Origin of the sequence: Coralloluteibacterium stylophorae, from assembly GCF_018122625.2 — a bacterium.
GTDB lineage: Bacteria > Pseudomonadota > Gammaproteobacteria > Xanthomonadales > Xanthomonadaceae > Coralloluteibacterium > Coralloluteibacterium stylophorae.
Genome location: NZ_JAGQFT020000001.1, coordinates 131,251 through 150,851, shown reverse-complemented (window position 1 = coordinate 150,851; position 19,601 = coordinate 131,251). Strand labels below are relative to the sequence as shown.

Sequence of the window (19,601 nt, the reverse complement as noted above, 5' to 3'; positions counted from 1 at the left end):
CATGTACGGACTCGCCCGCCCCTTCTTCTTCGCCTTCGACGCCGAGACCGCGCACGGCCTCGGCCTGCGCGCGATGGAGGCCGCCTACCGCAGCGGCACCCACGGCCTGCTCGGCGGGCGCCCGCCGTCGCTGGCCACCGCCGCCTTCGGGCTGCAGTTCGACAATCCGGTCGGCCTGGCCGCCGGCATGGACAAGAACGGCGGCTACGTCGACGCGCTGTTCGCGCTCGGCTTCGGCTTCGTCGAGGTCGGCACCGTCACCCCGCGCCCGCAGCCGGGCAACCCGAAGCCGCGCATGTTCCGCCTGCCCGAGCACCAGGCGGTGATCAACCGGCTCGGCTTCAACAACGACGGCGTCGACGCGCTGCTGCGCAACCTCGACCGCGCCCGACGCCCGGGCATGGTCGGCGTCAACATCGGCAAGAACAAGGACACGCCGAACGAGCGCGCCGCCGAGGACTACCTGTTCTGCCTGGAGCGGGTGCACGGCGTGGCCGACTACGTCACCGTCAACATCTCCTCGCCCAACACCGCCGGCCTGCGCGACCTGCAGCAGGAGGAATCGCTCTACGCCCTGCTCTCGACGCTGCGCGAGGCGCGCGACCGCCTCGGCGCCCAGGGCGCACGGCGGGTGCCGCTGCTGGTCAAGCTCGCCCCGGACCTGGACGAGGCCGGCATCGACGGCAGCGCGGCGAGCATCGCCCGCGCCGGCATCGACGGGGTTATCGCCACCAACACCACCCTCGACCGCACGCTGGTCGCCGGCGACCGCCACGCCGCCGAGGCCGGCGGCCTGTCCGGGCGGCCGCTGATGACCCGGTCCACCGCCGTCCTGCGCGCGCTGCGCGAGCGGCTGCCGGCCGCAATCGGCATGATCGGCGTCGGCGGGATCCTCGACGGCACCGACGCCGCGGCCAAGACCGAGGCCGGCGCGCTCCTGGTGCAGTGCTACACCGGTCTGGTCTATCGCGGCCCGGACCTCGTCCGCGAGAGCGTCGAGGCGATCCGCCGCCAACGCGGCGAGCGCGCACCGGCATGAGTTCGAACTCCGGCTACACCCTCGCCCGCGACGCCTCGCTGATCGACCGCAACACCTTCCGCGTCGACACCCGGGCGGCGCTGCTGGTCGAGGTGCAGGCGATCGAGGCCCTGCCGGCCGCGCTCGCCGATCCGGCCGTGGCCGGGCGCGAGCCGGTGCTCATCGGCGCGGGCAGCAACCTGCTGCTGGCCGGCGACATCCCGCTCGCGCTGCGGATCGAGGCCGATGCCACCACCGTCCTCGGGCAGGACGCCTCCGGTACCCGCATCCGCGCCGAGGCCGGCCTGGCCTGGAACGACTTCCTGCGCCAGGTGCTCGCCCGCGGTATCGCCGGGCCGGAGAACATGGCGCTGATCCCGGGCACCATCGGCGCCGCGCCGATTCAGAACATCGGCGCCTACGGCACCGAGATCGGCGAGTTCGTGGAGACGGTGGAGGCCTGGGACCGGCGCGGCGCACGGGTCGTGCGGCTGCCGCGCGAGGCCTGCGCGTTCGGCTACCGCGACAGCGTGTTCAAGCGCGAGGCGGGCCGCTACGTGATCGTCGCGGTCGAGTTCTTCTTCCCCGCCGCCCCCGCGCTGCGCCTGGACTACGCCGGCCTGCGCGAGGAACTGGCGGCGATGGGCGTGGCCACGCCGACCGCCAGCGACGTGGCCGACGCGGTGAGCCGCATCCGCACCCGCAAGCTCCCCGACTGGCGCACGCTCGGCAACGCCGGCAGCTTCTTCAAGAATCCCATCGTCGCCGCGGCGCGCGCGGACGCACTGGCCGCCGCACATCCGGCCATGCCGGTGTATCCGGCCGGCGACGACGCGCGGCGCAAGCTCTCGGCGGCCTGGCTGATCGAGGCCTGCGGCTGGAAGGGTGCACGCCAGGGCGACGCCGGCGTGGCCGCGCAGCACGCGCTGGTGCTGGTGAACCACGGCCATGCCACGGGGCCGGACATCCTCGCCCTGGCCGAGCGCATCGCCGCCTCGGTGGAGGCCCGCTTCGGCGTCGGCCTGGAGCCGGAACCGCGCATCGTCGGCGCGCGCTTCGCGCCGGCCGTCGCGGCATGAACGCCATCGACGACGACGACGGCGCCCGCCGCGACATCCTGCGCGCGGTGGGCCTGATGCTGTGCAGCGCCGGCGCCTTCGCCTGCATGGCGGTCACCATCCGCAAGGCCTCGGCCGAACTGCACCCGTTCGAGATCGCCTTCTTCCGCAACCTGTTCGGCATGGTGTTCGCGCTGCCGCTGCTGGCGCGGCACGGCTGGGGGCTGCTGCGCACCACCAAGCTGCACCTGTACTTCACCCGCTGCCTGATCGGCGTGGTCAGCATGCTGTGCGGGTTCTCGGCGATCGTCTACCTGCCGCTGGCGCAGGCGGTGACCCTGTCCTACTCGACGCCGCTGTTCGTCACCATCGCCGCGGTGCTGGTACTCGGCGAGGTGGTGCGGGCGCGGCGCTGGAGCGCGGTGGCGGCGGGTTTCGTCGGGGTACTGCTGATCGTGCGCCCCGGGACCGAGGGCTTCAGCGCCATGAGCCTGGTCGCGCTCGGCGCGGCGGTGCTGTCGGCGGGCGTGGCCATCGGCATCAAGATCCTGTCGCGCACCGAGAAGTCCGATGCCATCGTGCTCTACACCACCCTGTTCTGGGTGCCGATGTCGCTGGTCCCGGCGCTGTTCGTATGGACCTGGCCGCACGGCTGGACCTGGCTGTGGATCGTCGGCGCCGGCTTCCTCGGCACCCTGGGCCACATGTTCTGGACGCGCGCGCTCAAGCTCGGCGACGCCTCGCTGCTGACCCCGATCAGCTTCGCCCAGGTGCCGATCGTGGCGGTGCTCGGCTGGGCGCTGTTCGGCGAGACGGTCGGCCCGTGGACGGCCCTGGGCGCGCTGGTGATCTTCGGCTCCAACGCCTACATCGCCCACCGCGAGGCCACCCTCGCCCGCCGCGCCGGTCCCGGCACGCGGACGGTCGCCATCGCCGCGGCCGACGCGCCCGCGGCCGACGGCCCCGGACGCGGCACGCAGGCGCCGCCGCGCTGAAGCGGCCGGTCAGGCCGGCGCGTGCTCCGGCCTCGCAGGCCGCGCGCGCCAGCGCGGAAACAGATGCAGTACCTGGTGGACGCCGACCGTCCACACCAGCCCCGCCGCCCAGCCCGCGACGACGTCCGACGGGTAGTGCACGCCCAGGTAGACGCGCGAGAAGCCGACCAGCGCCACCGCCACCACGCCGAGCGCCAGTGCGATCCAGCGCCAGCGCGTCGGCCACGCCAGCAGCACCAGGGCCGCGGCGAGCGTCATCGAGCCCATCGCATGGCCGCTCGGGAAACTGAAGGTCGTTTCCGGCGCGATCGATTCCCACAGGCTCGGCCGCGTGCGCCCGTAGAAGGCCTTGGCGCCCATGTTCAGCAGCGCCGAACCGAGCACGCTGACGGTGAAGAACACGAACGCGCGGATCCGCCGCAGCGCCAGCTGCACGAGCGGGATCGCCACGTCCAGGGGCACCACGCCCCAGGCATAGCCGAACAGGCTGACCAGCACGAAGAAGCGATCCAGGCCCGGCGTCTGCAGGCCCTGCGCCCACAGCAGCAGCGGGTCGTCGAAATCGAAGGCCTCGCCCTCGCGTACCTCCTCGGCGAGCTCGGCGAAGCCCCACAGCGGCACCAGGATCGCCAGGAACAGCACGAGGAGCTGCGGCCAATGGCGACGTCCCACCGAGCCGACGACGCGCGCCACCGCCCGCGCCGCGCGGAGCGCGTCATGCATGGGATCGACCTCCTGCGCCGATCCAGGCGGATCCGGTGGACTCAGCCCTGGCCAGCGGTGGACGCCGGCGCGTCGACCGCCTGCTGCGCGAGGATCTCGTCGCGCAGCGCGCGGCCTGCCTGCTGCAGGTCGTCGTCGCGACGCGCCAGCAGAGCGGCGACGTGCTTGGCGTAGAGGGCATCGGCTTCTCCATTCTCGCCCTGGCGGCGCAACGCCCGGACCAGCGCCCAGGCGCCGCGGGCGAGCCAGACCTCGTCGCTTCCCGCCGCGAGCAGTGAGTCGAATGATCGGCGCAGGTATGCGACCGCAGCGTCGACGTCGCCGACGTCCATCGCGTCCTGCCCGAGCACGGTCAGCGCCTGGCGGGTGAGCGGGTGGCGCTCGCCGAGGACGCGCTGCGCGACCGGCAGCACGTCCTCGAGGAGGCGGCGCGAGGCGGCGATGTCGGCACCCCGCCGGAGCGTGGCGCCGTGGTTGATCGCGATCGACAGCGTGGCCGGATCCTCCGGTCCGAGCAGGCGCGTGCGCGCGTCGAGGACTTCCCGCTCCAGGACGAGCGCCCGCTCGACCTGTCCGGTGCGCGCCAGCAGCGATGCCATGTTCAGCCTGTTGCGCAGCGTGAGCGGCGCCTCCGCGCCCAGTACGCGCGTGGAGGCCGCGATCAGCGCCTCCAGCTCGGCGAGCGCCTCGTCGTCGCGGTCGAGCTCGACCAGCGCAGCCGCCAGCGCGGTCCGGATCTGCAGCGTCCGCGGGTGATCGAGCCCCAGGCGCCGACGCTCGACGTCGAGGATCTCGCCCAGCAGCGCGCGCCCGCCCTCGAAGTCGCTCATCCTCAGACGCAGGAACGCCAGCTCGACGCGACTGGCGAGGGTCGCCGCGTGCCCGGCGCCGAGTATCGCGACGCGACGCGTCGCCACCGCCTCGAGCAGCGGCGCCGCAGCAGCGACATCTCCCGTCTTCGACAGTGCTCGCGCCCGCGCGGCCTCGACCTCCAGCAGCGACGCCTCGTCCAGCGCGGCATGCCGGGCGCGCGCGGCAAGCTCCTCCAGCGCCGCGAGCGCCTCCGGCATCGAACCCGAATCGAGCTGCAGTTCAGCGGCGAGCGTCTCGGCGTGGATGCGCACGGGATCGGCCGGCGCAAGCTCCGTCGCCGCAAGCGCCGCGAGCAGCGATTCGCGCGCTTCCCGGTTGCGGCTACCCACGCCCCACATCGCCTCGGCGCGTCCGGTCTCCGCGCGCAGCACGGCGGCGGCGTCCGCCCCGGCCGCGCGGCGCTGCTCCGCCAGGGCGGCGAAGTCGCGCGCCGCGTCTTCGTAGAGGCCGAAGGTGTGCTCGATCCGGGCCAGCGACTCGGTCAGGTCGGCGCCCACCTCCGGGACATCCGCGAAATCGGATCGGATCGCGGCGTGCGCGCGCGCCAGCAACTGGCGACGCATCAGTTCGCGGGCGATGTCGCTGCCCTGCAGGCGGTCGACAGGATCGGCGGTCGGATCCGCCTCGTGCAGCGTCCGCAGGCCGTCGCGCACGCCCTCGACCAGCTCGGCGCCCATCGCCTCGATGTCCAGGTCCTCCAGCATCGACGCCTGGAACGCGGTGACGCGCTCGAGTTCCTGGCGGCGCGCCTCCACCAGGGCCTTCTGCTCGCGCGCCTCGGCCAGCGCCAGCAGCGAAACGACGAGGCCGCCCACCACCGCCACGCCGACGGTCACGGCGGCGGCCACGGCGAAGCGGTTGCGGTCCAGGAAACGCCGCATCCGATAGGCGGCACCGCCGTTGCGCGCGGCCACCGGTCGCCGCGCCAGCACGCGCGCGATGTCGGCCGCGAACTCCTCCACGCTCCCATAGCGATCGTCGGCAGACGCCGCGGTCGCCCGCGCGCAGATGGCGTCGAGGTCGCCGCGCAGCGCCCGCGACCATGCCGGATCGGTCGCCAGCGCGCTCGGGGACGGCGGCGTGGCCGCGTCCCCGCGCACCCGGGCGCGGGTCCCGCTCAGCAGCTCGATGAGGAGCACGCCGAGCCCATGGACGTCGCTGGTGACGCCCGGCCGCTCGCCGGCGAGCTGCTCGGGGCTGGCGTAGCCGGGCGTGCCGTACGCGGCCTGCCCGTCGCGCGCGCCGGTCAGCCGCGCGATGCCGAAATCCAGCAGCACCGGCTCGCCGTCGGTGCGCACCAGGACGTTGCTCGGCTTGATGTCGCAATGGACGATGAGGCGCTGGTGCGCGGCCTGCACCGCACGGGCGATGCGCAGGAACAGCCCCAGCCGCTCGCCCAGCGACGGCGCGCGGCGCGCGCACCACACATCGACGTGCTCGCCCTCCACGTACTCCATCACCAGGTAGGGATTGCCCGCGGGCGTGGTGCCGCCGTCGTACAGGCGTGCGATGTTGGGGTGCTGCAGGTCGGCGAGGATCTGGCGCTCCACGGCCAGGCGTTCGGCAGCGGCGGCGCCGCGCAGGCCGCGCAGCAGCTTGATCGCGACCCGGTGCCGGTACAGGCGGTCGTCGCGCTCGGCGAGGAACACCGAGCCCATGCCGCCGCGCCCCAGTTCCGTGGTCAGGCGCCACACGCCGACCCGCGCGCCCACCTCGAGTTCGCCGTGGTCGAGCGCGCCGATCAGCGTCCCGATCGGCGTCGCCGCCCGTCCCAGCGCCGCCGTCTGCGCATCGAGCAGCGAGATCACGTCCTCGATGGTGTCGGCATCGGAGCACAGCTCCGACAGGCGCCGCCGCCACGTCTCCGGCGGCGTGTCGCAGACGGCGTCGAACAGCGCGCGGACACCGGGCCGCCCGCTCATGCCACAGTCGCGGCGCGCCGGCCGCTCCAGTCGATCCCCATCGTCCGCCCCTCCCCGGGCCGCGCCGCCTTCGCGGCGCCCGTTCTACGCGTGCCGCGCCCCCGCGCGGCGGATCGCTCACACCGGCGTCGACACCGCCGGGGCGTAGCGCGTGTGCACGTAATCGTCGATCAGCGCCACGAACTCCTGGGCGATGTTGGCGCCCTTGAGCGTCACCGCCTTCTGGCCGTCGATGAAGACCGGCGCCGAGGGGGCCTCGCCGGTACCCGGCAGCGAAATGCCGATGTTGGCGTGGCGCGACTCGCCCGGGCCGTTGACCACGCAGCCCATCACCGCGAGCGTGAGGTTCTCGGCGCCGGGATGGGTGATGCGCCAGGTCGGCATCTTCTCGCGCACGTGGCCCTGCACGGTCTGCGCGAGCTCCTGGAAGAAGGTGCTGGTGGTGCGCCCGCAGCCCGGGCAGGCCGTCACCATCGGGGTGAACGCACGCAGGCCCATGGTCTGCAGCAGTTCCTGCGCGACGACCACCTCCGCGGTCCGCGACTGCCCCGGCTCGGGCGTCAGCGAGATGCGGATGGTGTCGCCGATGCCTTCCTGCAACAGCACGGCGAGCGCCGCGCTGGAGGCGACGATGCCCTTGGAGCCCATGCCGGCCTCGGTCAGGCCCAGGTGCAGGGCGTAGTCGCCGCGCGCGGCCATGTCGCGGTACACCGCGATCAGCTCCTGCACGCCGCTGACCTTGGCCGAGAGCACGATGCGGTCCGCGCCGAGGCCGAGTTCCACCGCGCGGTCGGCCGAATCCAGCGCCGAGCGGATCAGCGCCTCGCGCAGCACGCGGCCGGCGTCCCAGGGCTCGGCGCGCTTCGCGTTCTCGTCCATCAGCGCCGCGGCCAGCGACTGGTCCAGCGAACCCCAGTTGACGCCGATGCGCACCGGCTTGCCGTGCTCGATGGCGAAGCCGATCAGCTCGGCGAACTGGGTGTCCTTCTTCTTGCCGAAGCCGACGTTGCCGGGGTTGATGCGGTACTTCGCCAGCGCCCGTGCCGCGGCCGGTTCCTTCGCCAGGAGCTGGTGGCCGTTGTAGTGGAAATCGCCGATCAGCGGCACGTCGGTGCCCATCAGGTCGAGCTTCTCGCGGATCCGCGGCACCGCGGCCGCGGCCTCCGGCGTGTTGACCGTGATGCGCACCAGTTCGGACCCGGCGCGGGCGAGCTCGGCGACCTGCCTGACGGTGCCGGCGACATCGGCGGTGTCGGTGTTGGTCATCGACTGCACCACCACCGGGGCGTCGCCGCCGACGGTGACGTGGCCGATGCGCACGGCGCGGGCGGCGCGGCGCGGCTGGGGTGCTGCGGTCGAGGTCATCGCGGGCGTGTCGCGCTCTGGGAAACCGGGCGATTTTAGCGCACCGCCCGCCGCGCCCGGCGGATCGCGCGATGCGGTGGTTCAGCCGGCCGGCGCCCGGACACCGCGCTACACTGCCCCGCCGTTCGTGCGCCACCTCCCGTTGAACGCCTTCCCGCCCCGCGACCTGCTCACTCCGAGCCAGCTCAACACGCTCGCCCGCGACCTGCTGGAAGGCAGCTTCCCCGCCGTCACGGTGGAGGGCGAGATCTGCAATCTCTCGCGTCCGGCCTCCGGCCACGTCTATTTCTCCCTGAAGGACGCGCGGGCGCAGGTGCGGTGCGCGCTGTTCCGGCCGAAGAGCCAGTGGCTGCGGTTCGCGCCGGCCAACGGCATGCAGGTGGTCGCCCGCGGCCGGGTGACGCTGTACGAGGCGCGCGGCGACTACCAGCTGATCCTGGATTCGCTCGAGGAGGCCGGCGAAGGCGCCTTGCGGCGCGCGTTCGAGGAGCTCAAGGCGCGACTCGCCGCCGAGGGGCTGTTCGACGAGGCGCGCAAGCGGCCGCTGCCGGCCTGGATCCGCCGGCTCGCGGTGGTGACCTCGCCCGGCGGCGCGGCGGTGCGCGACGTGATGAGCGTGCTGCGCCGGCGCTGTCCTTTGCTGGAGGTCGAGATCCTGCCGGTCACCGTGCAGGGCGCCACCGCCGCCGGCGAGATCGTCGCCGCGCTGGAACAGGCCTATGCCGGCGGGCGCTACGACGCAGTGCTGCTGACCCGCGGCGGCGGTTCGCTGGAGGACCTGTGGGCGTTCAACGACGAGCGCCTCGCCCGCACCCTCGCCGCGGCGACGGTGCCGACGGTCTCCGCGGTCGGGCACGAGATCGACTTCACCCTCGCCGACTACGCCGCCGACCTGCGCGCGGCCACCCCCTCGGCGGCCGCGGAACTGCTGGTGCCGGACCGGCGCGCCCTGCTCGCCACGCTCGAGCGCGATGCCCGGCGTCTGCAGGCGGTGCTGGCCCGCCGCCTGGCCGCCGCCGCCCAGCGCAGCGACCACGCCTGGCTGCGCCTGCGCGCGCAGCGTCCGCATGCGCGGCTGCAGCGCGGCCGGCAGCGCCTGGAGATGCTCGAACGCCGGCTCGAGGCCGTGCGCGAGGCGCCGCTGCGCCGCCGTCGCGAACGCCTCGCCGCGCTGGCGACGCGCCAGGAGGCGGCGATCGCGCGCCAGCTCGAGCGCCGCGGCCTGCGCGTCGCCGGCCTCGCACGCGCGCTGGAGGCGATGAGCCCGCTCGCCGTGCTCGGCCGCGGCTACGGCATCCTCAGCGACGCCGACAGCGGGCGCGTCGTCGCCCGCACCGGCGACGTGCGCGTGGGCCAGGCTCTGCGCGCGCGGCTGGCCGACGGCGGGCTCCGCGTGCGGGTCGAAGGCGTCGACCCGGACTGACCGCGGGAGCCCGCAAGGACGCTGCGTTGCGTCGGCGGGCCGGCGACGGTGACGACCTCTTCGCCCAGCAACGGCGATAGTGGGCGAGGAACCCGCACCGGAACGCGCGCGTGAAAGCATCGGACCTGTTCGTCCGCGCCCTGGAGGCCGAAGGCGTCGAGTACATCTTCGGCGTGCCGGGCGAGGAAAATCTCGACCTCGTCGAATCCCTGCGCACCTCGTCCATCCGCATCCTGCCGACCCGCCACGAACAGGCGGCCGGCTTCATGGCCGCGACCGTCGGCCGCCTCACCGGCCGTCCCGGCGTGTGCCTGTCGACCCTGGGTCCCGGCGCCACCAACCTGGTCACCGCCGCCGCCTACGCCCAGCTCGGGGCGATGCCGATGGTGATGCTGACCGGGCAGAAGCCGATCCGCAGCAGCAAGCAGGGCGCGTTCCAGATCGTCGACGTGGTCGACATGATGCGGCCGCTGACCAAGTACACGCGGCAGATCGTCTCCGCGGCGACGGTGCCGGCCAAGGTCCGCGAGGCCTTTCGCCGCGCGGCCGAGGAACGGCCCGGCGCCGCCCATCTCGAGCTGCCCGAGGACATCGCCCGCGACGACTGCGAGGCGCCGCTCCTGGCCGCCAGCCGCTCGCGGCGCCCGGTCGCCGACCGCAAGGCCATCGCCTGCGCACGCGATGCGCTCGCGCAGGCGCGGCATCCGCTGCTGGTGATCGGCGCCGGCGCCAACCGCAAGACCAGCGCGCGCATGCTGCGGCAGTTCGTCGACACGCTCGGCATTCCCTTCGTCACCACGCAGATGGGCAAGGGTGTGGTCGACGAGCACCACCCGGCCTGGCTGGGCTGCGCCGCGCTGTCGGACGGCGACTTCGTGCACCGCGCGATCGCCGCGGCGGACCTGATCGTGATGGTCGGCCACGACGTGGTGGAGAAGCCGCCGTTCTTCATGCGCGAGGGCCGGCGCACCGTGCTGCACGTCAATTACGTCGGCGCCGAGGTCGACAGCGTCTACTTCCCGCAGATCGAGGTCGTGGGCGACATCGCCAACACCCTGTGGCGGCTGCAGGAGGGCTTCGAGCGGCCCGCGCACTGGGACTTCGCCTTCTTCGACCGCGTGCGCCGGGCGATGGATGCCCAGCTCGGGGAGGGGGCCGACGACGCGCGCTTTCCGATGTATCCGCAGCGCGTGGTCGCCGACATCCGCGCGACCCTCGGCGCCGCGGACATCGCCTGCCTCGACAACGGCATCTACAAGATCTGGTTCGCGCGCAACTACCGCGCCGCCGGGCCGAACACCCTGCTGCTCGACAACGCCCTGGCCACCATGGGCGCCGGCCTGCCATCGGCGATGGCGGCGGCGCTGGTGCATCCGCGGCGGCGCGTGCTGGCGATCTGCGGCGACGGCGGCTTCATGATGAATTCGCAGGAGCTGGAGACCTGCGTGCGGCTCGGGATCGACCTGACCGTCGTGGTCCTGCGCGACGACGCCTACGGGATGATCCGCTGGAAGCAGCAGGAGATGGGCTTCGCCGACCACGCCATGGCGCTCGGCAACCCCGATTTCGTGCGCTACGCCGAGAGCTACGGCGCGCGCGGGCACCGCCCCGACAGCGCCGCGGCATTCGCGCCGCTGCTGGCCGAGTGCCTGGCGCGCCCGGGCGTCGACCTGATCGACCTGCCCGTCGACTACGCCGACAACGGCCGCATCCTCAACCACGACCTCGCCCGCCGCGCCGCGGCGGTCGACTGACCCACGGCCGCTGCCGCGGTGCCCCAAGGAGAGCCTCCATGTCCGACACGCGCTATCCCTACTACCTCGCCAACCGGCCGGTCGCGGCCAACACCGATCTCGAGGTGCGCGACAAGTATTCCGGCGAGGTCGCCGCGCGGGTGGCGATGGGCGATGCCGCCGCGGTGGAGCGCGCGATCGCCGCCGCGGCCGCGGCGGCCGGGCCGATGCGCGAGTTTCCGCCCTACCGGCGCCAGGCCGTGCTCGACCACTGCGTCGCGCGCTTCCGCGAACGCGCCGACGAACTCGCGCACGCGCTGTGCGTGGAGGCCGGCAAGCCGATCAAGGACGCCAGGGGCGAGGTCACCCGCCTGATCGAGACCTTCCGCATCGCCTCCGAGGAAGCGGTGCGCATCGGCGGCGAGACCATGAATCTCGAGATCTCGGCGCGTACCCAGGGCTATCGCGGCTTCTGGAAGCGGGTGCCGCTGGGCCCCTGCAGTTTCATCACGCCGTTCAACTTCCCGCTCAACCTGGTCGCGCACAAGGTCGCGCCGGCGATCGCGGCGGGCTGCCCGTTCGTGCTCAAGCCGGCGGCGAAGACGCCGCTCGGCGCGCTCATCATCGGCGAGATCCTGGCCGAGACCGACCTGCCCGAGGGCGCGTTCTCGATCCTGCCGCTGTCCAACGATGCCGCCGCCCCGTTGATCGAGGACGACCGCATCAAGCTGCTGTCGTTCACCGGCGGCCTGGTCGGCTGGGACTTCAAGGCGCGCGCCGGCAGGAAGAAGGTCACCCTGGAACTCGGCGGCAACGCCGCCTGCATCGTCGACGCCGACCAGGGCGAGCGCCTCGACGCGGTGGTCGAGCGCCTGGTGTTCGGCGCCTTCTACCAGTCCGGGCAGAGCTGCATCAGCGTGCAGCGCATCCTCGTCCACGCGAGCCTCTACCAGGCGCTGCGCGACAGGCTGGTGGCCAAGGTCGGCGACCTCGTCGCCGGCGACCCCAAGGACGAGGACACCTTCATCGGCCCGATGATCGACGAGGATGCGGCCACGCGGCTGGAGGGCTGGATCCATGCTGCCGTCGAGCGCGGCGCGCGGCTCCTGGTGGGCGGCGAGCGGACCGGCAACATGCTCACCGCCGCGGTGCTGGAGGACGTGCCGGGCGACGCCGACCTGGCGAGGAAGGAGGCGTTCGGGCCGGCGGTGATCCTCGAACGCTTCGACGACTTCGAGGACGCGCTGGCGCGGGTCAACGCGTCCGACTTCGGCCTGCAGGCCGGCGTGTTCACCGGCAGCCTCGCGCGCAGCATGCGCGCCTGGGACGTGCTCGACGTGGGCGGCGTGATCGTCAACGACGTGCCCAGCTTCCGCGTCGACAACATGCCCTACGGCGGGGTCAAGGACTCCGGCCTCGGCCGCGAGGGGGTGCGCTTCGCCATCGAGGACATGAGCGAGGTGCGCCTGCTCGTCGTGCGCGACTGAATCCGCCTGTTTTTCCAAGGGAGATCGCCATGCCCCAGCTCCGCGGACTCGGCCGCTCCGGCCTCCACGTCGCTCCGCTCGCCTTCGGCGGCAACGTCTTCGGCTGGACCGCCGACGCGCGCACGTCGTTCCGCCTGCTCGACGCCTTCACCGACGCGGGCTTCAACCTCGTCGATACCGCCGACGTCTACTCGCGCTGGGTCGACGGTCACGAGGGCGGCGAATCCGAACGCGTGCTCGGCGCGTGGTTCGCCCAGGGCGAAGGCCGCCGCGAGCGTGTGGTGCTGGCGACCAAGCTCGGCAAGCCGATGGGCGACGACCGCCGCGGCCTGTCGCCGCGCTACGTGCGCGAGGCGGTCGACGCCTCGCTCAGGCGCCTGCGCACCGACCGCATCGACCTCTACCAGGCCCACGAGGACGACCGCGGGACTCCGCTCGAGGACACCCTCGGCGCCTTCGCCGACCTGATCCGCGAGGGCAAGGTGCGCGCCATCGGCGCCTCCAACTACGATGCGGCGCGCCTGCGCGAGGCGCTGGAGACCAGCGCGCGGCTGGGCCTGCCGCGCTACGAATCCCTGCAGCCGCACTACAACCTCGCCGACCGTGCCGGCTACGAGGCGGGACTCGCCGCGGTGGCGCGCGAGCACGGCATCGGCGTGATCCCCTACTTCGCCCTGGCCGCGGGCTTCCTCACCGGCAAGTACCGCTCGCGGGCCGATCTCGCCGGCCGCGCCCGCGCGGGCATGGTCGAGGCCTATCTCGATGCGCGCGGGACGCGGATCCTCGCGGCCCTGGACACGGTGGCCGCCGCACATGGGGCGACCTCGGCCCAGGTCGCCCTGGCCTGGCTGATCGGCCGCCCCGGCATCACCGCGCCGATCGTCAGCGCCACCAGCCTGGAGCAGCTGGAGGGCACGTTGCAGGCGCCGGACCTGCGCCTCGCCGACGACGAGATCGGGCGCCTCGACGCCGCGTCCGCATGAGGCCCGGCCGGCGCGACCATGCCTTTCGTCATGGGTCGCGCCGGCGTCGACGCGTTAGGCTCGTGTGCTGACTTCCCCTCCACAGGAACCTCCTCGCGATGACCTCACGCCTCGTACTCGCCCTCGCGGTCGCCTCGGCCCTCTCCCTGACCCTGCCCGGCTGCGAAGCGCAGTCCGAGGAGACCGCGGCCGCCACCGGCGCCGCAGCCAGCGGCCAGGACGGCACCTCCGCCGACGCCAGCGCGTCCAATCCCTTCTTCGCCGAGAGCACGCTGCCGCTGCAGTACCCGCCGTTCGACAAGATCAGCGACGCCGACTACGCGCCGGCGTTCGAGCGCGGCATGGCCGAGCACCTGCAGGAAATCCGCGCGATCGCCGACAACGGCGAGGCGCCGACCTTCGAGAACACCATCGTCGCCATGGAGCGCGCGGGCCAGGTGCTCGACCGCGTGTCGACGGTGTTCTTCAGCGTCACCGGCACCGACATCAACGACACCCTGAAGGCGCTGCAGACCGAGATCGCGCCGAAGCTCGCCGCCCACCGCGACGCGGTGCTGCTCGATGACGCCCTCTACGCCCGGGTCAAGGCGCTCTACGACCAGCGCGATTCGCTCGGCCTGGATCCCGAGTCCGCGCGCCTGCTCGAGCGCTACCACACCGACTTCGTCCGCGCCGGCGCCCAGCTCTCCGAGGCCGACAAGGCCAAGCTCAAGGACCTCAACGCCGAGCTGGCGACCCTGCAGACCCAGTTCACCCAGAACGTGCTGAACGAGGTGAACGCCTCGGCCGTCGTCGTCGACGACCGCGCCGAGCTTGAGGGCCTGTCCGAGGCGACGATCAAGGCCGCCGCCGACACCGCCAAGGCCCGCGGCATGGACGGCAAGTACGTCATCACCCTGCTCAACACCACCCAGCAGCCGGTGCTCGACTCGCTGGCCAACCGCGACCTGCGCAAGCGCGTCTTCGAGGCCTCGGTGTCGCGCAACAGCCGCGGCAACGAGTTCGACAACACCGGCGTCGTCTCGCAGATCGCCAAGCTGCGCGCCCAGCGCGCGGCCCTGCTCGGCTTCGACAACCACGCCGACTACCAGCTCGCCGACTCCACCGCCGGTAGCATCGAGGCGGTCAACGCGCGCCTGTCGGAGCTGGCCGCGCCGGCGGTGCGTAACGCGCGCAAGGAAGCCGCCGACCTGCAGGCGATGATCGACGCCGAGGGCGGCGATTTCGAGCTCGCGCCCTGGGACTGGCAGTACTACACCGAGAAGCTGCGCGCCGAGCGCTACGACATCGACGAGGCCGCGCTCAAGCCCTACTTCGAGCTCGACAGCGTGCTGCAGAACGGCGTCTTCTACGCCGCGAACAAGCTCTACGGGCTGACCTTCAAGGAACGCACCGACCTGCCGACCTACAACCCCGACGTGCGCGTGTTCGACGTGTTCGACGCCAACGGCGAGCAGCTGGCGATCTTCACCGCCGACTTCTACGCCCGCGACTCCAAGCGCGGCGGCGCCTGGATGAACTCCTTCGTCAGCCAGTCCGACCTGATGGGCACCAAGCCCATCGTCACCAACAACCTCAACATCAAGAAGCCGTCGGAGGGCGAGCCGACCCTGCTCACCTTCGACGAGGTCACCACGATGTTCCACGAGTTCGGCCATGCGCTGCACGGCATGTTCTCGGACGTGACCTACCCGCGCTTCTCGGGCACCTCGGTGCCGCGCGACTACGTCGAGTTCCCCTCGCAGGTCAACGAGATGTGGGCGACCTGGCCCGAGGTGCTGGCCAACTACGCCAAGCACTACCAGACCGGCGAGGCGATGCCGCAGGAGCTGCTCGACAAGGTGCTGGCCTCGGAGAAGTTCAACCAGGGCTTCGCCACCACCGAATACCTGGGCGCATCGCTGCTCGACCAGGCCTGGCACCAGAAGAGCGCCGACGCGCTGCCGGACGCCGACGGCGTGATGGCGTTCGAGGCCGAGGCGCTGGCCGATGCCGGCGTCGACTACGAGCCGGTGCCCCCGCGCTACCGCACACCCTACTTCTCGCACACCTGGGGCGGCGGCTACTCGGCCGGCTACTACGGCTACATCTGGGCCGAGACGCTGGATGCCGACACGGTCGAGTGGTTCAAGGAGAACGGCGGCCTGAAGCGCGAGAACGGCGACCACTTCCGCAAGACCCTGCTCTCCCAGGGCGGCAGCAAGGACGCGATGCAGCTGTTCCGCGACTTCCGCGGCCGCGACGCCGAGATCGAGCCGCTGCTGGAGCGCCGCGGCCTGAACTGAGACCGGCCCGGGTCCGACCACCGGAGACCGCCGCCCCCCGGGGCGGCGGTTTTTTCGTGTTTGCGGCGACGCAGCAAGCACCGCCTTCACCGCCGCGGGCCGAGCATGAACGACCGCGGCCACGGGAGCCGGCACGGGTTCGACATCCACGATCCCCGGTCCTAAGGTCGCCTTCCCTCCTCCACGGCGCGAGAAGGCCATGACCGATTCCCCCGAACCGACCATCGACCCCAGGTCCGCCCTCCGCGAGCTGGCGATGGACCTGTCCATCCGCTGGGACGCCGGCAACGACGGCATCTGGCGCGCCATCGACGAGGAGCTGTGGGAGATGACCCGCAACCCCTGCCTGGTGCTGAGCGCGTCGAGCCCGGAACGCCTGGAGGCGACCGTCTCCGGCGCCGCCTTCCGGCGCACCATCGCCACCCTCGCCAGTGCCCGCCACGCGCGCGACACCGCGGCGACCTGGTTCCAGACCCGCCACGGCGACGGCCCGCTGCGCCACGTCGCCTACTTCTGCATGGAGTACATGCTGAGCGAGTCGCTGCCGATCTACTCGGGCGGCCTCGGCAACGTCGCCGGCGACCAGCTCGCCGCCGCCAACGACCTCGGCGTGCCGGTCACCGCGGTGGGCCTGCTGTGGCAGCACGGCTACTTCCGCCAGGAGATCACCGCCGCCGGCGAACAGCAGGCGCTGTATCCGGTCAACGACACCCACCACATGCCGATCTGCCCGCTGTACCGGCCCGACGGCAGCATCGTGCGGTTGCCGATCCACCTGCCGGGGGTGACCCTGTGGATCCGCGCGTGGGAGGCGAAGGTGGGCCGCAACCGCCTGCTGCTGCTCGACACCAACGACCCGGCCAATCCGCCGCAGATCCGCCTGATCACCAGCGAGCTCTACGGTGGCGACAGCGAATCGCGGATCCGGCAGGAGATCATCCTCGGCATCGGCGGCTGGCGGCTGCTGCGCGAGGTCGGCATCGTGCCGGACGTGCTCCACCTCAACGAGGGCCACGCCGCCTTCGCCGTGCTCGAGCGCGCGCGCGACCACGTGCGCGAGCACAAGGTGCCGTTCGAGGTCGCGCTCGCGGCGACCCGCGCCGGCAACGTCTTCACCACGCATACTCCGGTCGAGGCCGGCTTCGACCGCTTCGCGCCGGAGCTGGTCGCCAAGTACCTGCGCCGCTACGCCGAACAGGAGCTGCACCTGCCCCTGCCCGCCCTGCTGGCGCTCGGCCGCCGTCATGCCGAGGACGTGGACGAGCCGTTCAACATGGCCTGGCTCGCCACCCGCTGCAGCGGTGGGGTCAATGCGGTGAGCGAGCTCCACGGCGACACCAGCCGCCGCATCTTCACCGACCTGTTCCCGCGCTGGCCGGAGGCCGAGGTTCCGGTCGGGCACGTCACCAACGGCATCCATGTGCCGACCTGGATCTCGCGGGCCGCGCGCCCGCTGTGGGAGAAGGCGCTGGGCGCCGACGCCTGGCGGGCGATGCCCGAACCCGCCGACGTCCGCGGCGACGCCGACCTCTCCGGCACGTCCGACGCCGAGCTGTGGGCGATGCGCAACCAGGCCCGCGGCACCCTGGTCGAGTTCGCGCGCACCCACGTCGCCCGCAGCATCGCCATCCGCGGCGCCAGCATCGAGCAGATGGAGGCCGCCCGGCACCTGTTCGACCCGCAGGTGCTGACGCTCGGCTTCGCGCGGCGCTTCGCCACCTACAAGCGTCCCAACCTGCTGCTGGCCGACCCCGGGCGCCTGCTGCGCATCCTCAACGATCCCGAGCGCCCGGTGCAGCTGATGATCGCCGGCAAGGCGCATCCGGCCGACCGCAAGGGCCAGGCGATGGTGCAGGAGTGGGCCGAGTTCGTGCGCCTGCCCGAGGCGCGCGGCCGCGTCGCCTTCCTCGCCGACTACGACATGCGCGTGGCGCGGCACCTGGTGCAGGGCGTGGACGTGTGGGTCAACACGCCGCGCCGGCCGTGGGAGGCCAGCGGCACCAGCGGCATGAAGGTCCTGGCCAACGGCGGCCTCAACCTCTCGCAGCTCGACGGCTGGTGGGCCGAGGCCTATGCCGCCGACGTCGGCTGGGGCATCGGCGATGGCCAGGAACACGGGCCGGAGTGGGACGCGGCCGATGCCGCCCAGCTCTACGACCTGCTCGAGTCGGAGGTGGTGCCGGAGTTCTACGCGCGCGACGGCGAGGGCCTGCCGCGCGCCTGGCTCGCGCGCATCCGCACCAGCATGTCGCGCCTCACCGCGCACTTCTCCAGCGACCGCACCGTGCGCGAGTACCTGGAGCGCTACTACCTGCCGGCGGCGGTGCGGGTCAGGGCGGACGCCGCCCGCGACCCGGTGCTGCTGTCCGAGCGCCTGCGCAAGACCGAGGGCCTGGCCGCGAACTGGCACGACATCCGCTTCCTCGGCACCAGCGTGCGCACCACCGGGGGCGTGCACCGCGTCGCCGTGGCGCTGTGCGCCGGTGCGGTCGATCCCGCCAGCCTGCGGGTCGAGCTGTACGCCAACCCGCGGGACGGCGCGGCGCCGGAGATCGTGCCGCTGCAGCGCCAGCCGGGCAGCCGCGACATGCGCGAGCTGCACTACTTCGCGGACGTGCCGGCGGACCGGCCGGCGGACCACTACACCGCACGGGTGGTGCCGGCGCTGGCGGACACCGCGGTGCCGCTGGAGGCCCCGCAGATCCTGTGGGCGCGCTGAGGCGTCCTCAGGCCTCCAGGAGCGTCACCGTCTGGCGCAGCGCATGGCTGGCGCCCGGCGCCAGCTCGACCGCCTCCGACTCGCTGTTGGCCGCCTCCACGCAGAGGAAGCGGCGCCAGGCATCCGGCGCGAGGTCGGCGAAGTCGCGCGTCGCCGCCTCGCCCGGGTTCCATACCACCACGTTGCGGCTGCCCCCGGTGCGCACCTCGATGGCGCGCCCCTCGGCGGGGTCGCACAGCACGTAGCGCCCGCCCGCGCCGAGGTAGATGCGGTCGCTGCGGCCGGGATCGCGCGCGTCCGCCAGCGTCCAGTCGCCCTTCTGCACATGGCGGGCGAAGCCGTCGAACTTGTCGAGGTAGTCGAGCCCGTCCAGCCCCTCCACCCGCACCCGCGTCGCATCGCCGACGGCGAAATAGCTGTGCAGGGCCTGGGTGAAGCGCACCGGCACGTCGCCCGCGTTGTACGTCTCCAGGGCCTGCTCGAAGCCCGCGCCGACGCGGATGCGCAGGCGCGCGCGCAGCGGGGTGGCGTCGATGCGCGGCGGCGCGAGCTCCAGCGCCACGCTGCCATCCGCGTCCTGCACCGCGGTGATCAGGCTCCACTGCAGGGTGCGCACCAGGCCGTGCGCCGGCGCGTCGGCGGCCTGTCCCTGGCGACCGAACCAGGGCCAGCACAGCGGCACGCCGCCGCGGATCGGCGCCGGCGGGCGGCGCGTCTGCGGCGACACCCACAGCAGGTCCTGACCGCCCTTCGGCACGAACGACAGCAGCTGCGCGCCGAACAGGCTCAGCACCGCGGTGGACGCGGGCGTCTCGATCCGCAGCGCCGGCATGTCGAGGAAGGTGGTGGGCGTGGGGACGTGGCGGGTGGGCATGTGGGGGCGGTCCGGCAGTCGGGGCCGGCCACGATACCGGGCGCCGACGCAGCCGGGATGACGCGCCCGGCTGGCGGCGCCGCACAGGGCTCGCGGCCACGAACGCGGAAGGCGGCGGCTTCAGCGCGACGCCTGCGGACGCC

At 72.9% G+C, this 19,601-nt stretch carries 13 protein-coding genes; 9 read left to right on the top strand and 4 right to left on the bottom strand.

Going from position 1 to position 19,601, the window contains the following annotated elements:
- The first annotated feature begins 1 nt into the window (after window position 1).
- From KB893_RS00610 to KB893_RS00600, 3 genes are read left to right on the top strand one after another with little or no spacing between them, the layout of a single operon-like run.
- Window positions 2-1,039, top strand: coding sequence for a quinone-dependent dihydroorotate dehydrogenase (locus tag KB893_RS00610; protein ID WP_211926344.1), 1,038 nt, complete (start codon window positions 2-4; stop codon window positions 1,037-1,039).
- Window positions 1,036-2,097 (top strand): UDP-N-acetylmuramate dehydrogenase, encoded by a 1,062-nt coding sequence (murB, locus tag KB893_RS00605; RefSeq protein WP_211926343.1) that lies wholly within the window; start codon window positions 1,036-1,038, stop codon window positions 2,095-2,097. The genes KB893_RS00610 and murB overlap by 4 nt, the downstream gene beginning before the upstream one ends.
- Window positions 2,094-3,071 (top strand): DMT family transporter, encoded by a 978-nt coding sequence (locus KB893_RS00600; protein ID WP_211926342.1) that lies wholly within the window; start codon window positions 2,094-2,096, stop codon window positions 3,069-3,071. The genes murB and KB893_RS00600 overlap by 4 nt, the downstream gene beginning before the upstream one ends.
- Window positions 3,072-3,080: 9 nt before the next feature.
- Here KB893_RS00600 and KB893_RS00595 read toward each other — a convergent pair whose 3' ends face one another.
- The 3 genes from KB893_RS00595 to ispG form a co-directional block, all read right to left on the bottom strand.
- Complete coding sequence (locus KB893_RS00595) at window positions 3,081-3,794, bottom strand: phosphatase PAP2 family protein (protein ID WP_211926341.1); 714 nt, start codon at window positions 3,792-3,794, stop codon at window positions 3,081-3,083.
- Window positions 3,795-3,835: 41 nt separating this feature from the next.
- Window positions 3,836-6,589 carry a serine/threonine-protein kinase gene (locus tag KB893_RS00590; protein ID WP_211926340.1) on the bottom strand — a complete coding sequence of 918 codons (2,754 nt, stop codon included), beginning with the start codon at window positions 6,587-6,589 and terminating at the stop codon, window positions 3,836-3,838.
- Window positions 6,590-6,706: 117 nt separating this feature from the next.
- The gene (gene ispG, locus KB893_RS00585) at window positions 6,707-7,954 is read right to left on the bottom strand and encodes a flavodoxin-dependent (E)-4-hydroxy-3-methylbut-2-enyl-diphosphate synthase (RefSeq protein WP_211926339.1); all 1,248 of its coding nucleotides are present in this window, start codon (window positions 7,952-7,954) and stop codon (window positions 6,707-6,709) included.
- Window positions 7,955-8,096: 142 nt separating this feature from the next.
- Between ispG and xseA the strand changes: the two genes are divergently transcribed.
- From xseA to glgP, 6 genes are all read left to right on the top strand, one after another.
- A complete protein-coding gene (xseA, locus tag KB893_RS00580) occupies window positions 8,097-9,377 on the top strand; it encodes an exodeoxyribonuclease VII large subunit (RefSeq protein WP_246505148.1) in 1,281 nt (426 codons plus the stop codon).
- A gap of 110 nt (window positions 9,378-9,487) precedes the next feature.
- Complete coding sequence (locus tag KB893_RS00575) at window positions 9,488-11,131, top strand: acetolactate synthase large subunit (protein ID WP_211926337.1); 1,644 nt, start codon at window positions 9,488-9,490, stop codon at window positions 11,129-11,131.
- A gap of 38 nt (window positions 11,132-11,169) precedes the next feature.
- Window positions 11,170-12,597: an aldehyde dehydrogenase family protein gene (locus KB893_RS00570; RefSeq protein WP_211926336.1), complete on the top strand. Its 1,428-nt coding sequence runs from the start codon at window positions 11,170-11,172 to the stop codon at window positions 12,595-12,597.
- 29 nt (window positions 12,598-12,626) lie between these two features.
- Window positions 12,627-13,580, top strand: coding sequence for an aldo/keto reductase (locus KB893_RS00565; RefSeq protein ID WP_211926335.1), 954 nt, complete (start codon window positions 12,627-12,629; stop codon window positions 13,578-13,580).
- 98 nt (window positions 13,581-13,678) lie between these two features.
- A complete protein-coding gene (locus KB893_RS00560) occupies window positions 13,679-15,865 on the top strand; it encodes a M3 family metallopeptidase (RefSeq protein WP_213173300.1) in 2,187 nt (728 codons plus the stop codon).
- Window positions 15,866-16,064: 199 nt separating this feature from the next.
- A complete protein-coding gene (gene glgP, locus KB893_RS00555) occupies window positions 16,065-18,584 on the top strand; it encodes an alpha-glucan family phosphorylase (protein WP_211926371.1) in 2,520 nt (839 codons plus the stop codon).
- Between the two features lie 7 nt (window positions 18,585-18,591).
- On the opposite strand, the gene KB893_RS00550 is transcribed toward glgP, so the two are convergent.
- Window positions 18,592-19,458 (bottom strand): D-hexose-6-phosphate mutarotase, encoded by an 867-nt coding sequence (locus KB893_RS00550; protein ID WP_211926372.1) that lies wholly within the window; start codon window positions 19,456-19,458, stop codon window positions 18,592-18,594.
- Window positions 19,459-19,601 lie beyond the last annotated feature (143 nt).